This window comes from Marmoricola endophyticus, assembly GCF_014644415.1.
Lineage (GTDB): Bacteria > Actinomycetota > Actinomycetes > Propionibacteriales > Nocardioidaceae > Marmoricola > Marmoricola endophyticus.
The window spans coordinates 2,589,684-2,603,953 of record NZ_BMKQ01000001.1 but is presented as its reverse complement, the minus strand read 5'-3'; the positions used below and the strand labels follow the sequence as shown (position 1 = coordinate 2,603,953).

15 protein-coding genes are annotated in these 14,270 nt (G+C 73.3%); 12 read left to right on the top strand and 3 right to left on the bottom strand.

The window, feature by feature from the left end:
* The first annotated feature begins 245 nt into the window (after positions 1 to 245).
* From IEX42_RS12790 to IEX42_RS12745, 10 genes are all read left to right on the top strand, one after another.
* Entirely contained in the window at positions 246 to 1,778 is a 1,533-nt protein-coding gene (locus tag IEX42_RS12790) for an ABC transporter substrate-binding protein (protein WP_188780110.1), read from the top strand.
* Entirely contained in the window at positions 1,775 to 2,551 is a 777-nt protein-coding gene (locus IEX42_RS12785; RefSeq protein ID WP_229660840.1) for a class I SAM-dependent methyltransferase, read from the top strand. The genes IEX42_RS12790 and IEX42_RS12785 overlap by 4 nt, the downstream gene beginning before the upstream one ends.
* 15 nt (positions 2,552 to 2,566) lie before the next feature.
* A complete protein-coding gene (locus tag IEX42_RS12780) occupies positions 2,567 to 3,514 on the top strand; it encodes an ABC transporter permease (protein ID WP_188780109.1) in 948 nt (315 codons plus the stop codon).
* A complete protein-coding gene (locus IEX42_RS12775; protein WP_229660839.1) occupies positions 3,511 to 4,341 on the top strand; it encodes an ABC transporter permease in 831 nt (276 codons plus the stop codon). The genes IEX42_RS12780 and IEX42_RS12775 overlap by 4 nt, the downstream gene beginning before the upstream one ends.
* Positions 4,334 to 5,773 carry an ABC transporter ATP-binding protein gene (locus tag IEX42_RS12770; RefSeq protein ID WP_188780108.1) on the top strand — a complete coding sequence of 480 codons (1,440 nt, stop codon included), beginning with the start codon at positions 4,334 to 4,336 and terminating at the stop codon, positions 5,771 to 5,773. Before IEX42_RS12775 ends, IEX42_RS12770 begins: the two co-directional genes overlap by 8 nt.
* Positions 5,773 to 6,396, top strand: a complete 624-nt coding sequence (locus tag IEX42_RS12765) for a (2Fe-2S)-binding protein (RefSeq protein WP_188780107.1) — start codon at positions 5,773 to 5,775, stop codon at positions 6,394 to 6,396. The genes IEX42_RS12770 and IEX42_RS12765 overlap by 1 nt, the downstream gene beginning before the upstream one ends.
* Before the next feature lie 159 nt (positions 6,397 to 6,555).
* A complete protein-coding gene (locus IEX42_RS12760; protein ID WP_188780106.1) occupies positions 6,556 to 6,777 on the top strand; it encodes a CbtB domain-containing protein in 222 nt (73 codons plus the stop codon).
* Positions 6,778 to 6,802: 25 nt separating this feature from the next.
* The gene (locus IEX42_RS12755) at positions 6,803 to 7,660 is read left to right on the top strand and encodes a CbtA family protein (RefSeq protein WP_188780105.1); all 858 of its coding nucleotides are present in this window, start codon (positions 6,803 to 6,805) and stop codon (positions 7,658 to 7,660) included.
* A gap of 31 nt (positions 7,661 to 7,691) precedes the next feature.
* Positions 7,692 to 8,042, top strand: a complete 351-nt coding sequence (locus IEX42_RS12750) for a thioredoxin domain-containing protein (protein ID WP_188780104.1) — start codon at positions 7,692 to 7,694, stop codon at positions 8,040 to 8,042.
* A 46-nt stretch (positions 8,043 to 8,088) separates the two neighbouring features.
* On the top strand, positions 8,089 to 8,910 hold the full coding sequence (locus tag IEX42_RS12745; protein ID WP_188780103.1) for an SDR family NAD(P)-dependent oxidoreductase: 822 nt from the start codon (positions 8,089 to 8,091) through the stop codon (positions 8,908 to 8,910).
* A gap of 28 nt (positions 8,911 to 8,938) precedes the next feature.
* Here IEX42_RS12745 and IEX42_RS12740 read toward each other — a convergent pair whose 3' ends face one another.
* Complete coding sequence (locus IEX42_RS12740) at positions 8,939 to 9,652, bottom strand: hypothetical protein (RefSeq protein ID WP_188780102.1); 714 nt, start codon at positions 9,650 to 9,652, stop codon at positions 8,939 to 8,941.
* Between the two features lie 116 nt (positions 9,653 to 9,768).
* Here IEX42_RS12740 and IEX42_RS12735 point away from each other — a divergent pair, with 116 nt between their 5' ends.
* Both IEX42_RS12735 and IEX42_RS12730 read left to right on the top strand, forming a co-directional pair.
* Positions 9,769 to 10,398 (top strand): TetR/AcrR family transcriptional regulator, encoded by a 630-nt coding sequence (locus IEX42_RS12735; RefSeq protein WP_188780101.1) that lies wholly within the window; start codon positions 9,769 to 9,771, stop codon positions 10,396 to 10,398.
* On the top strand, positions 10,389 to 10,943 hold the full coding sequence (locus IEX42_RS12730) for a GNAT family N-acetyltransferase (RefSeq protein WP_229660838.1): 555 nt from the start codon (positions 10,389 to 10,391) through the stop codon (positions 10,941 to 10,943). Before IEX42_RS12735 ends, IEX42_RS12730 begins: the two co-directional genes overlap by 10 nt.
* 28 nt (positions 10,944 to 10,971) lie before the next feature.
* On the opposite strand, the gene IEX42_RS12725 is transcribed toward IEX42_RS12730, so the two are convergent.
* Both IEX42_RS12725 and IEX42_RS12720 read right to left on the bottom strand, forming a co-directional pair.
* On the bottom strand, positions 10,972 to 11,754 hold the full coding sequence (locus IEX42_RS12725) for a formylglycine-generating enzyme family protein (protein ID WP_229660837.1): 783 nt from the start codon (positions 11,752 to 11,754) through the stop codon (positions 10,972 to 10,974).
* Between the two features lie 194 nt (positions 11,755 to 11,948).
* Positions 11,949 to 14,249, bottom strand: a complete 2,301-nt coding sequence (locus tag IEX42_RS12720) for an arylsulfatase (RefSeq protein ID WP_229660836.1) — start codon at positions 14,247 to 14,249, stop codon at positions 11,949 to 11,951.
* Between the last annotated feature and the right edge of the window lie 21 nt (positions 14,250 to 14,270).

Below are 14,270 nucleotides of genomic sequence, written 5' to 3'. Positions count from 1 at the left end.
CCGACCGGCGCCTCCCTCGCCTTGACCGGCGACATCGCGCCTGCCTAGCCTCCCGGTGTCGCTGTCGAGCAGCGACGGCCCGAGCCCCAGCGAAGTCCGGTGAGATCCCGGCACTGTCCCGCAACGGTAGAGCCCGCACCGACGGGTGAGTCCGGTCGCCTGACTCGTGTCACGGGACTGCCTCCGGCGGAGGGGCGGGCTCGCACCGACGTCGCGCGAGCGGCACTCCGTCGCGACGGAGGGCCATGACGCACCGGATCGCACTCGATCGCCGCACGCTGCTGGGCACCGGAGCCGGAGGGCTGGCCGCGCTCGCGCTCGCCGGCTGCGGCTCCGGCACCACCCGTACGGCGGACCGCTCCTTCACCGCTGTCTTCCAGGGCGCCGGCGCCTCGGAGACCATCGACCCGCAGCTGGCCGCGGCGACGTTCATCGACGAGTCCCGTACGAAGCACCTCTACGACGGGCTGTTCGAGATCGACTCCACGATGCGTCCGCTGCCACGCTTGGCGACGACGGCCGAGCCCGACGCCGACGGCACCCGGTGGCGCCTGAGCCTGCGCGACGCGCGCTGGCACGACGGCACCGCGTTCACCGGCGAGGACGTCCTCGGCACGCTCGCGCGGATCCTCGGCAAGCAGGAGGGCGCCAAGCCCTTCAACGCCGCGTCCTCGCTCGCCGGCATCGACCTCCGACGGTCCCGGGTGGTCGAGCCGCGGACGGTCGAGATCGCCACCACCTCGCCGTCCTTCGAGCTCCCCTCCCTGCTGGCATCGATCGGGACGGCGATCGTGAAGCGCGGCCGCCTGGGCGACAAGCCCGTCGGGACCGGCCCGTTCCGCTTCCGCTCGTTCCAGCCCGGCCGCTCGCTGCGGATGACCAGATACGAGGACCACTGGGACGGTGCGCCGTGGTTGGAGGAGCTCTCGATCGTCAGCGCCGAGCCGGAGGCGCGCCAGTCCGCCGTACGCAGCGGCCAGGCCGACTTCGCCGACAACCTCACCCCGACCGCGCGCCGCACCCTCGACGGCGTCTCCGGCATCGACACGCAGGCGCGGAAGAACAGCGGCCTGCTCTTCTTCGCGATGAAGACCGACCGGCCACCGTTCGACGACGTCGACGTGCGCCGCGCGATGATGCTCCTGATCGACCGCGAGGAGCTGGTCAAGGTGGCGCTCGAGGGTGCCGGGGAGGTCTCCGACGACGTCTTCGGGCGGGGCTACCAGTACTACGCCGACGACCTCGAGCCGCACCGCCACGACCCCGACGAGGGCCTACGCCTGCTGACCCGGGCCGGCGTGCGCGACCTGAGCTTCGACCTGCTCGCCGCGCCCGTGGCGAACGGGTTCCTGGAGGCGGCGACACTGGTCTCCCGCCAGCTCGCCGAGCACGGCGTACGGGCACGCGTCCGTGTCGGCTCGCAGGACACGTACTACACCGACGCGCTCACGCAGGGGCAGATGACGATGGGGCAGTCCGGTCCGCTGCCCGTCCCGTTCCACTTCTCCTCGCGCCTGCTCAGCACGTCCGAGAAGAACTACACGAAGTGGACCGACCCCGAGTTCGACAGGCTCTACGACCAGGCCCAGGGCACCCGCACCGAGGACGGGCGTGCGGCGGTCTACCACCGGATGCACGAGATCCTGCACGACCGCGGCGGCTTCATCTGGTGGGCCACGACGCCCTGGAACACCGCCTTCAGCACGGCGTACGACAACCTCCCGGACGGGGTGCCGAACGCCTACGACTGGGCGAGGTTCGACAAGGTGGAGGCGTGAGCACCCCCACCAGCGGCCGCCCCACCCCCGAGCAGGCCGCGGCCTGGCTGGAGCGGTGGGACCGTCAGCAGGAGCACTACATGCCCGACCGGGAGGAGCGGTTCGCGGCCCTCCTGGACGTGGTGGTCGACGTCGTCTCCCGCCCCGACCCACTGGTCGTCGACCTCGGCATCGGCCCGGGGTCGCTGGCCCACCGGCTGCTCGACCGGCTGCCCGAGGCCCGTGTGGTCGGTGTCGACGCCGATCCGCTGCTGCTCGCACTCGGGAACCTCGCGCGCCCCGACGACAGGCTGCGGACCGTGCTGGCCGACCTGCGCGACGACGGCTGGTACGACTGCCTCGGCCTGGACCGCGCGCCCGACGTGTTCGTGAGCTCCACCGCGCTGCACTGGATGGACGTCGACGACCTGCGGGCGTTGCTCGCACGCTGCGCCCAGGAGGTGGCCCCCGGCGGGCTGCTGGTCGACGCCGACCACCTCTACGAGGGAGAGAGCGGTCCGCGGCTGGACGCGCTGGCCAGGCGGATGACCGTACGCCGCGCCCAGCGCGCCGGCACCCGCGGGCACGAGGACTGGGAGGAGTGGTGGTCCGCCGTGGAGCGGGCCCCCGAGCTGGCTGCGCTCGTGGCCGAGCGTGCGGGCGGCTTCGTGCACGTCGTCGAGCGTCGCGCCACGGTCCGGGACTGGGTCGACCTCCTCCTGGCCTCCGGCTTCGCCGAGGCCGGGACGCTGTGGCAGTACGGCGACGACCGGGTCGTCGTCGGGCTGGCCTGACGGCGTACCGGTCTCGTGGTCGCCCGTTTCGCTGCCCGCCGCGCCCTCATCGGCGCACTCCAGGTCGTCGTGCTGCTGGTCGGCATCTTCGCGACCTCGCTGCTCCTGCCCGGCGACGCAGCCGACGTCCAGAGCAGCGACCTCACCACGGCGGCCCAGCGCCAGGAGACCCGGGAGGTGCTCGGGCTCGACACCGCCCCAGCCGCGCGGTTCGTCGAGTGGGTCGGGCACGCGGCGACCGGGGACCTCGGCACCTCGTACGCCCAGGGGCGGCCGGTGACCGAGGTGATCACCGGCCCGCTCCTCGTCAGCGGGGCCCTCGCGGCGGCCACGACGCTCCTGCTGGTCCCGATCGCGCTGGGCGGCGGCTTCGTCGCCGGACTCCGGCCCGGCAGCCGTACGGACCGTGCGATCACCACCGTGAGCATCGCGCTCGACTCGGTGCCCGACTTCGTGCTCGCCGTCGCGCTGGTGTTCTGGCTGGCGCTCTCCTGGCGGCTCCTGCCGGCGACGTTCGTCGGCGTCGACGTGGGGCAGGTGCTGCGCGACCCCCGGTTCCTGGTCCTCCCCCTGGTCGTGATGGTGGCCCGGGTCTCGGCGCCGCTCGTACGGCTCGTACGCGCGGGCGTCATCGACCAGGTCGGGGCGCCGTACGTCGTCCAGGCCGAGCGGCTCGGCGTGCCCCGCTGGTCGCTGCTGCTGCGGCACATCGGCCCGAACGCCCTGGCGCCGGCGATGCAGGACCTCGGTCGCACCGGCGACAGCCTGATCTCGGGGGTCCTCGTGGTCGAGGCCGTCTTCGCGGTGCCCGGTGTCTCGACCACCCTGCTGGACGCGATCGGCAACCGCGACCAGCCGGTGATCCTCGGCCTGGTCCTGGTGATCGGCCTCGTCGCGATCGTGGTCAACTCCCTCATCGACCTGGCCGGGCAGCGCATGGTGCCCCGCCGCCTGCGCGCGTGAGCACCGGCACGCGGTGGATCGGCCGCGTGGTCGTCGGTGCGCTCCTGGTCGTCCCGCTCGCGGTCGCCCTCGCCGGACCCTGGGTCGCCCACCTCGCGCCGGACTCCCCCCAGGCACCGTTCTCGAGCTCCACCTGGTCGCCGTTCGGCACCGACCGGCTCGGACGCGACGTCTTGGCCGCCGTGCTCGAGGGCGGGCGCCCGCTGGTCGTCACCGCGGGCCTGACGGTGGCCGCGGCGTACCTCGTCGGCTCCGTCGTGGGGCTGGCCGCCGCCACCACGCGCCACGCCTGGGTCGACGACCTCCTCATGCGACCGGTCGACGTGGCGCTGTGCTTCCCCTCCCTGCTGGTGGTGCTCGTCGCCGCGCTGCGCTCGGACGGCTCGGGTGTCGCTATCGCGGTCGCGGTGGGGCTGACGCTGGTCGCCCCGATCGCACGCTTCGTACGGATGGCCGCGAGGGACGTCGTCCAGGGGCCGGCGATGGACGCGCTGCGCCTGCAGGGCGCCGGTCTGCTGGACCGGTACGCCCGGCACGCCGCCGGTCGGCTGGCCAGGCCGGTCGCCGCCGACCTCGGTGTCCGTCTCACCGCAGCGATCTACGTCCTGGCTTCCGCGAACTTCATCGGCATCGGCTTCGACACCACCTCGCCGGACTGGGCGGTGTCCGTGGCCGCCAACAAGGACGGCCTCTCCCTCGCCCCCTGGTCGGTCGCGCTCCCCGCGCTCCTGATCGTCGCGCTCGTGCTCGGCCTCAACCTGCTGGGCGACGCGGTGCTCGGCGGTCCGGACCGGCTCCGGTGGACCCGCACCGCGCGCCGTGGCTGACCCCGTGCTCGTCGCGGCGCGCGGCTTCACGGTCCGCGCCGGGAGTGCGACGATCCTCCACGACGTCGACCTCGACCTGCGTGCCGGCCGCTGCACGGTGCTGGTCGGCCCGTCCGGCGCGGGGAAGACCACGCTGGCCCGCAGCGTGGCCGACGCCCTGCCCGCCTCGCTGACGACCTCCGGCCGGATCACGGACGCCGGGACCCGCGCCGGCTACCTGCCGCAGGACGCCGCCGAGACCCTCAACCCGGCGCACCGGATCGGCTCCTCCCTGCGGGAGCTCGTCCGGATCCACGGTGCCCGGCCGCCCGGCCGCTCGCGCCGTGGCTGGCTGCAGGACGAGGTGACCTCCGCGCTCCGTCACGCCGGGCTGGACGAGCTGCTGGCCGAGCCCGGGACGCCCCTGCGGCGCTTCCCCACCGAGCTCTCCGGCGGCCAGCGCACCCGTCTCGCGCTCGCGCACGTGCTCACCACGGCACCGGACCTGCTCGTCCTCGACGAGCCCACCACCGGGCTGGACACGGAGAGTGCGGCGCTCGTCGTGGACACGCTCCGAGGCCTGGTCGACGAGGGGGTAGCCGCCCTCGTGGTCACCCACGACCGCTCGGTGGCCGACCGGCTGGCCGACGAGGTGCTGGAGATCCGCGACGGCGGCGTACGAGCGGCCCCGGTCCGGCTCGCGTCGGCCGCCTCTCCGAGGCTGCCGCGTCCGCCGTGCATCGCGGCGCCGGCCCTGGAGCTGCGAAGCCTGGGCGTCCGGGCCCGAGGCCGTGAGCTCGTCGCACAGGTCGACCTGCGTCTGCAGCCAGGGGAGGCACTCGGTCTGGTCGGGCGCTCCGGCGCCGGCAAGACGACCCTGGCCCGGGCTGCTGCCGGCCTGCTCGCGCCGAGCGAGGGCAGCGTGCACCTGCTGGGCCACCGGGTCGGCACCCTGGCCCGGCGGTCGCGAGAGCAGGTCGCCTCCTGCCAGTACGTCTGGCAGGAGGCGACCGCCTCGTTCGAGCCCCAGCTCGCGGTCGTCGACCAGGTCGCGCGGACGGCCGTCCTGCTCCGCCGTCGACCCCGCGCGGCCGCCCGCGAGGAGGCCCTCGCCGAGCTGGGCGCACTCGGGCTGTCCACCGCCGAGGTGCACCGGCGACCGCACGAGCTCTCCGGTGGGCAGCTGCGCCGCGCGGCCCTCGCACGCGCTCTCCTCGCCCGGCCCCGGGTGCTGCTCTGCGACGAGGTCACCAGCGGACTGGACCCCGACACCGCGGCGACGGTCCTCGACCGCCTCGAGGAGCACCGTGCGCGACACGACTCGGCCCTCCTGCTGATCGGTCACGACCTGGCGGAGCTGCGCCGACGCACCCACCGCGTGCTCACGATCGACGCCGGCCGCGTGGTGGCCGCCGACGACAGCCGGCCGACGGAGCGAGAGGATGGCGAGTGATGGACGACGTACGCCGGACCCTGCGCGAGGTCGCCGCCTGGCCACCGGACCTCGCCCCCGACGACCGCTACGTCGCCCTGCCCGACCTGGTCGCCGGCGGCCTCGCGGAGCGGATCTGCGAGCGCCTGGGCGGGGCGCCGCTGCGGGTCGGGCAGAGCGCGGTGGTGATGGGGGTCGCGTCCCGGCTGTGGTCGGTGCTGCTCCCGCCGGTGGTGCGTGACGACGTCCTCGTCGACGTCGCCGAGCTGGTCGCGACCGACGACGCCGGTGCGCTGGAGCTGGGGCTGCGGACGCTGACCGTCTCGCCGTCGCCCTCGGTCGAGGACGTGGAGCGGTCCTGGCGCAGCGTCCTCGAGCCCGTGGCCGCGGTACTGCCCCTCGCGCCGCGCCTGGTGTGGGCGAACGTGGCCGCGAGCCTGCACGCCGTACCCCGCGTCCACGCCCTGCCGGAGGCACGCCCGCTGGTGACCGACCTGCTCAGCCGGGAGCCGCTGGCCGGCGAGCTGGTCGACCCCGCGGCCGCGACGACCCGGCGTACCCAGACCTGCTGCTTGTTCTACGAGGTTCCCGGTGCGGGGCTGTGCGGCGACTGCGTCTTCGACGCCGTCCCCGGGCGGGGCTGAGACGGGGTAGCATCCGGCACGGATGTCGGTGACGTCGAAGCCCGGTGAGACTCCGGCGCGGTCACGCCACTGTGAGACAGCTCAGGCTGTCGAAGCCAGATCTGCGCCCGACGTCGGACCATCCTCTCGAGGAACGCTGCATTCCCAAGGAGCCACACCATGAGCAACCTCTCCCAGACCGCCTCCGGCGCGATCAGCACGCCCCTCGTCAGCGCCAAGGCCGCGACGATCTGGCTGCTGGCCATCACCGCCTTCCTCGGCCTCGCGGTCATCTACTTCGTCGGCATGGACGAGGGCATGACCTCGGTCTTCGGCAACACCGCCGTCGTCCACGAGTTCTTCCACGACGGCCGCCACTTCCTCGGCTTCCCCTGTCACTGAGCTCTCCTGCGGAGCTGACAGTTCCATGGAGAAGAAGCTCATCCTCCGCGGCGCGCTCGCGGGAGGACTCGGTGGCCTGCTCGCCTTCGTGTTCGCGCGGATCTTCGCCGAGCCGCTGATCCAGCAGGCGATCGACTACGAAGAGGGCCGCGGTGAGGCCCAGGAGAAGCTCGACCGTGCGGCCGGCCTCGCCGTCGGCGGTCACGAGCACGAGATCTTCAGCCGCACCATCCAGGCCGACGTCGGCATCGGGGTCGGGCTGATCGTCTTCGGTGTCGCGCTCGGTGCGCTGTTCGCCGTGGCGTACGTCATCTGCATCGGCCGCACCGGCAACATCCGCCCGCGTGCGCTGGCATTGCTGGTGGCGGCGGCGGGATTCGTCGGGTTCTACCTCGTGCCGTTCATGAAGTACCCCGCCAACCCCCCCGCGGTCGGCAACGACGACACCATCGTCCAGCGCACCCAGCTGTACCTCATCATGGTCGCGGCCTCGCTGATCCTGATGTTCGTCGCGGTCGTGCTGGGCCAGCGGCTGGCCAAGCGGATCGGCACGTGGCCGGCGAGCATGTGGGCCGGACTCGGCTTCCTCGTCGCGGTCGGCGTCGTGATGCTGGTCCTGCCGCCGCTGGGTCACCTCGACGCCAACGTCGCCGAGGCGGGCAAGCGGGCCACCGAGACGCCGTTGCCGCTGCGCGACCCGGAGGGGAACATCGTCTTTCCCGGCTTCCCGGCCGACGTCCTCGCGAAGTTCCGCGTCTACTCGGTGACGGCACAGCTGATCCTGTGGGCCACCATCGGCCTGGTCTTCGCGCCGCTGGCCGACCGGCTGCTCACCGGCAAGCGGTCCGGCAGCGCTCGGGTCGAGGAGACCTCCGCTGCCTGAGCCGTCCGCCGAGGCTCCCGACGTCACCGTCATGGTGTGCCACGACTGCTGCTGCGGGACCACGACGAAGCACCCCACGGTCGACCACGAGGCGCAGCGGCACGCCGTACGCCGCTGCGCCTCCGACCGGGTGCGCGTCCGTGAGGTCGAGTGCCTCGACGAGTGCGACCGCAGCAACGTGGTGCTGGTCCGCGACCACCGGCTCCCGCGGCGTGAGCGCGACACCTGGCTGGGACGGCTGCTGACCTCGGAGGAGACCGACGCCCTGACCCGGTGGCTGACCGAGGACGGCCCGCTGCCCGAGGAGCTGACTCGGCGCCGGTTCGTGCACATCCCGCCGTACCGGCGCTCGATGTTCGGCCCGCCGGAGGCGCGGGCCTGAGGTCGTACAATCGGAGAGAAATCCTCCTCTTCGATCGGGGACCGACATGCCGACCACCCACGAGTCGTCACCCGCCACACACGCGGACCCCACCGGTGCCGTCGCGCGCTCGCAGTGCCTCGCCGCGCGGACGGCACTGGTGACGGGCAGCTCGCGCGGCATCGGTCTCGAGATCGCCCGCCTGATGGCACGGGCCGGCGCAGAGGTCGTGCTGCACGGCCGGGACGCCGAGCGCCTCGACGCGGCCGCCCGGATGCTGCGCGCCGAACACCACCGCGTGCACCAGGTCCGCGGGGCCCTCGACGACGCCGAGGACGCGGAGCGCATCCACGACGAGGTCACGGCCCAGGTCGGCGTCCCGGACGTCGTCGTCGCGAACGCCGGCGGCTCGGCTGTACGACCCGGGCCGGTGGAGGAGATGACCTCAGAGGAGTGGGCGCGCGAGGTCGGCGCCAACCTGACCTCCACCTTCCACACGGTGCAGGCGTTCATCCCCGCGATGAAGAGCCGCGGAAGCGGAGTGGTGCTCACCGTGTCCTCCACCGCGACGCGCATCGCGAGCCCCCAGTCGCCTCCGGCGTACACGGCGGCGAAGGCAGGCGTGGAGATGCTGACCCGTACCCTGGCCGCACAGACCGGTCCCTACGGCGTACGAGCCAACTGCCTGGCGGCGGCGACCGTCCTCACCGAGCGCAACGCCGCGCAGATTCCGCACGAGACCCAGGAGCAGATCGCGGCGGCACACCCGTTGCGGCGCCTGGGCACCGTCGAGGACGTCGCGGCCCTCGCCGTGTTCCTCGCCTCCGACGCGGCGTCGTGGATCACCGGCGAGGTGATCGACGTGGCCGGCGGGTCAAGCATCACCTGACCGGCACCACCACCGCCCGTGCGGTGCCTCAGCGCGTCCCGCGAGGCCCGCGGTCGCGCGGGAGGAGCAGGCACACGACCGCGAGCCAGACCAGGGACAGCACCCGGCACACGAGCAGGAGCGGCGCTAGCTGGTGCACGGCCACGACCAGGAAGGCCAGCAGGTCGGCCACCGCGAGCGCGACGCCGACCAGGGAGAGCGCGCGCGGCGTACGGGCGACGAAGAGCGTGGTGACGGCCAGGCCGAGGGTCGCGACGCCGAGCGCCACGACCACGCAGGCCCCGCCCGCGACAAAGGCCACCGCATGCACCGCCACGACCACGTCGGTGTCCTCGCGCACGGCGTCGACGGACGTGGCCCACGTCAGCGCTCCGCTGAGCGAGAGCAGCACCCCTGCCGAGGCGGCACCGTGGCCCGCCAGCAAAGGCCCCGGAGCGTTCGGGGCGAGGTAGACCAGCCGCGAGGAGAGCAACGCCCCGGCGGCGACGAGCATCGTTCCGGACAGCACGAGGAGTGCCGCCGTCCAGGCCGCGGAGGACGCTGTGGCCGTGAGCGATCCGGCCACCGACCGGGGGTCCGCAGTCGGGTCCGGCATCGTCGAGCCCGCCACGGCCAGCGGCAGGACGACGGCTCCCACGAGCCAGGCGGCCGCCGACACCAGGACCGGGGCAGCCAGCGGCGGACCCGGGTGGCGTCCGTTGCGCCGTCGAGCCGAGGCAGGGGAGGCGGTCGTGCTCGTCATCGGACCTCATAAACGTAGGAATATCGTCCGTTTAATCATGGGGCACTCGACGTTCCGAGACAAGTGATCCGGAGCACGGGCCTTCGTCTGACCCCTGATTGCTAGCGTGCCCGGCGATGGAGCAGCGGATGAGGGTGGACGCGGCCCGCAACTACGTGCGGATCCTCGCGGCAGCACGCGCCGTGGTCGTGCACTCGGGCCCCGACGTCGCACTCGAGCAGGTCGCGAGCGCAGCCGAGGTAGGGATCGCCACCCTCTACCGACGCTTCGGGGACCGGGGCGAGCTGCTCACCGCGGTTGCGCTGACGGCACTGGAGGACGCGGAGCGGGCCGCCCGGGCGGCCGCCGCCGACACCTCGGCGGACGGGCTGACCGCGGTCGGGCACTACCTGCGCTCGATGGTGCACAGCCAGGCTGCCGCGGTCGTCCCCATGCTCCTCGGCCGGGCCGACGTGCAGCGCAGTGCCCTCGCCGACGCTCAGGAGCGCTCGGCGAACGCCGTCGCCGCGCTCGTCGACGGGGCGCACGCCGACGGGTCGCTCTCGCGCCGGATCACCGCAGGGGACATCGGTGTGCTGCTGGTCCGGCTCTCGCGACCGCTACCGGGTGGCCTCCCGGTCGACGTCGAGCATGAGCTGCAGCTACGACACCTGGACGTCATCGTCGCCGGACTCGCGGCGGTCGACGGACTCACCCCCGACGGGCCCACCCTCGACGACCTCGGCAGGACGGCAGGATGGGCCTGACCCACGGGCGCGAGCCCCTCGGCCCCGGCGGGAAGCACTCCGCGGGGCCCAGCCGGACGGAGGAGCCGGAGACCATGACCGCGACCGACCTCAGCTTCGAGCCGCTGGAAGCCGGTGCCCGCGACCGGTGGCTGGAGTCGGTGTTCGCCGACTACGTACGCCACCGGGTCGCCGCCGGCGACACCGAGAGGGAGGCCAGGCAGAACGCCGCCGACTCCCGCGAGCGGTGGACACCGGGCGGCGTCCCGACCCCCGGGCAGCAGATCGGCCGCATCCTCGAGGACGGCGAGCCGGTCGGACACCTGTGGATCGGCCCGCTCGGCGCCGACCCGACGCGGTGGATGGTCGTCGACATCGTCATCGACCCGTCGCTGCGGGGCCGGGGCCTCGGGCGGCGGACGATGGTCCTGGCCGAGCAGGTCGCCCGGGAGCACGGCGCGTCCTCGCTGGCGCTGAACGTGTTCGCCGTCAACACCACCGCGCGCCGTCTCTACGACTCGCTCGGCTACGAGGAGGCATCGGTGTTCATGCGCAAGCCCCTGTGAGCGCCGGGGGCCCGCAGCGTGGGCCGGCTCAGGCGTCGGCGGCGAGGCGGAAGCCCACGTTGCCGGTGCTGGAGTCCGGGGTCAGCTGCTGGCGGGCCGAGACGCGGTAGCGCCGGCAGTACGACGCGTGGCACAGGTAGGAGCCACCGCGGCTGACCGCCGCCGGGTCACCGGCCGCCCAGTCCCCCGCGCACCACTCCCACACGTTGCCGGTCGTGCAGTGCAGACCCAGCGCGTTGGGGGCGAACGCGTCGACCGGACAGGTGCCGGCCCAGCCGTCGTCGCACGTGTTCGCGTCCGGGAAGGTGCCATGCCAGACGTTCATCCGGTGCTCACCGCCGGGCTCGAGCTCGTCGCCCCAGGGAAACGGCTGGCCGACGAGCTCGCCGCGGGCGGCGGCCTCCCACTCGTCCTCGGTGGGCAGCCGGCCGCCGGCCCAGACGGCGTACGCCTCGGCGTCGCGGCGCGAGACGTGCACGACCGGGTGGTCGCCGCGGCCGCTCAGGCTCGACTGCGGGCCCTCGGGGTGCGCCCAGTCGGCGTCGTACACCTGGCGCCACCACGGTGCCTGCGCGACGGCTCGCGTCGGGGGGAAGTCGTCGGGCAGGAAGCCGCCGAAGACGAACGACCAGCCGTACGCCTCCGCGTCGCTGCGGTGCCCCGTCGCCGCCACGAAGGCGGCCCACTGGTCGTTCGTCACCGCGGTCGCAGCGACCCGGAACGACCTCAGCCGCACGGTCCGCACCGGCCACTCCTCGGGGAAGTCCGGCTCGTCGCTCCCGACCTGCACGTCTGCCCCGGGGATCGTCACGAGGTCACCCGGGAGACGCGGGTGCGCACCTCGCCGGGTCTCGACGCGCTCGTCGCTGGCGCTCCTCGCTGCTCGACCACCCGAGGTGGTCGAGCCCGAAGCGAGCGCAGCGAGCGAGGACGTCGAGACCACCGGTGAGCGACCGGCATCGTCGGGGACCGGCTCCTCACCCCGCGAGGGCGAGCAGCAGTCGCTCACTGGTGGGTCATGGTCGCGCGCGCCCGCTCCTCGGCGAGGTCCGCAGCCTGGTCGTCGACCTGCGCCAGGTCGAAGCGGACCCGGTGGATCAGCCCCTCGAAGCGGTTCCGGACCGGCAGGTAGTCGTCGACCACCGGGGTGCCGCGGTCGATGCCGATGTTGAAGGTCTCGTCGAAGGAGAAGTAGTACGCGGTGGTCACCGGGATCCGCTCGCTCGCCACCGGCTTGCCGTCGACCTCCAGCGTGACCCGCGCACCGTCCCCGGGCGGCCCGCCGTCGTAGTCGAAGCGCAGCTTCAGCGTCCGTCGCCCGGGCTTCATCGGCCTCGTGCCGCGGGCGACCGTGATGTCGCGGCCGACGAAGTTGTAGGCGTAGTGCGGGACGCCCTTGACCGTGTAGAGCGACCAGCCCCCGAACCGACCGCCCTGCGCGACCACGACCCCGCTCGTCCCCGTGATCACCTCGACGTCGGCGGTGATGACGTGGGAGCGGTTCTTCACGTTGGGCGCGGCGTCCTCGGTCAGCCGGCCGACGTTCGGCCCGAAGGAGATCGAGCGTCGCCCGAGGTGCAGGTCGAGACGGCCGGCGACGGCCGCGTTCTCGCGCTCGGTGACCCGGTCGTCGAGCGGGAGGACGTGGTACTTCTCGGCCTCCCGGTCGAAGAGCGCCCGCAGCTCGCGCAGCCGCTCGGGGTGCTCGTCGGCGACGTCGCGGGCCTGGCTCCAGTCGTGGGAGTGGTCGTAGAGCTCCCAGCGGTCGTCCTCGAAGGGCGTACGGCTCTCGCTGACCATCTCCCACGGCGTGCCGTGGCGGGTCACCGCCGTCCACCCCTCGTGGTAGACACCGCGGTTGCCGACCATCTCGAAGTACTGCGTCGTGTGCCGGTCCGCCGCCTGCGCGTCGTCGAAGGTGTAGCGCAGGCTGGTGCCCTCGATCGGCTGCTGCTCGACCCCCTCGACCGTGTCCGGCGCCGGCACCCCGGCCGCCTCGAGGATGGTCGGCAGCACGTCGATGACGTGGTGCCACTGGTGCCGGATCTCCCCACGCGCCTCGATCCCGTCCGGCCAGCGCACGATCATCCCGTCGCGGGTGCCGCCGAGGTGGGCCAGCTGCTTGGTCCACGGGTACGGCGTGTTCATCGCCAGCGCCCAGCCGGCCGGGTAGATGGCGTACGTCGTCGGGTCGCCGAGGTTCTCCAGCCGCGCGGCCATGTCCGCGGTGTCGTCCTGGATGCCGTGACCGACGAGGTGCTCGCGGAAGGTGCCGCGCGGACCGCCCTCCCCCGACGCCCCGTTGTCGCCCAGCAGGTAGAGGAACAGCGTGTTGTCGAGGACGCCCATCTCCTCCAGCGCCTCGACGAAGCGCCCGACCTGGGCGTCCGCGTGCTCGGCGAAGCCGGCGTACGTCTCCATGAAGCGCGAGGCGACCCGCCGCTCGGTCTCGTCGAGCTCGTCCCAGGCCGGCAGGCCCTCGGCCCAGGGAGCCAGCTCGGTGTCCTCGGGCACGATGCCGAGCTTCTTCTGCCGGGCGAGGGTCTGCTCGCGCTGCACGTCCCAGCCCGCGTCGAAGGCACCGGCGTACTTGGCCTGCCACTCCGGCGCGACGTGGAACGGCGCGTGGGTCGCCCCGAGCGCGAGGTAGGTGAAGAACGGCCGGTCGGGGGTGATCGCCTGCTGGTTCTCGACCCAGGAGATCGCGTGGTCGACGAGGTCCTCGGAGAGGTGGTAGCCGTCCTCGGGGAGCCGGTCGGGCTCGACGGGGTAGCGGCCGCGGTAGAGCTGCGGGTACCAGTGGTTCATCTCCGCGCCCATGAAGCCGTAGAAGAAGTCGAAGCCCTCGCCGATCGGCCACCGCTGGAACGGACCCGACGGGGTGACCTCGACCGGCGGGGTCTGGTGCCACTTGCCGATCGCGGCCGTGCAGTAGCCGTTGCCGTGCAGGATCTCCGCGATCGTCGCCGCGCTGGCGGGGCGGTAGCCGTGGTAGCCCGGCTCCGGCGTCGCCATCTCGCTGGTCGCGCCCATCCCGACCGAGTGGTGGTTGCGGCCGGTCATCAGCGCCTGACGGGTCGGCGAGCACAGCGGGGTGACGTGGAAGCGGCTGTAGCGCAGCCCCTCGTCGGCCAGCCGCTGCGCGGTCGGCATCTCGCACGGGCCGCCGTACGGCGAGGACGCCCCGAAGCCCATGTCGTCGACCAGCACCAGCACCACGTTGGGCGAGCCCGGCTCGGGAAGGACCGGGCGGATCGGCCGCTCGTCCGGGTCGACGTCGAGCGGCAGGCGGGTCCGGTCGGGCACGGGCGAGTCTCCTAGCGTCGG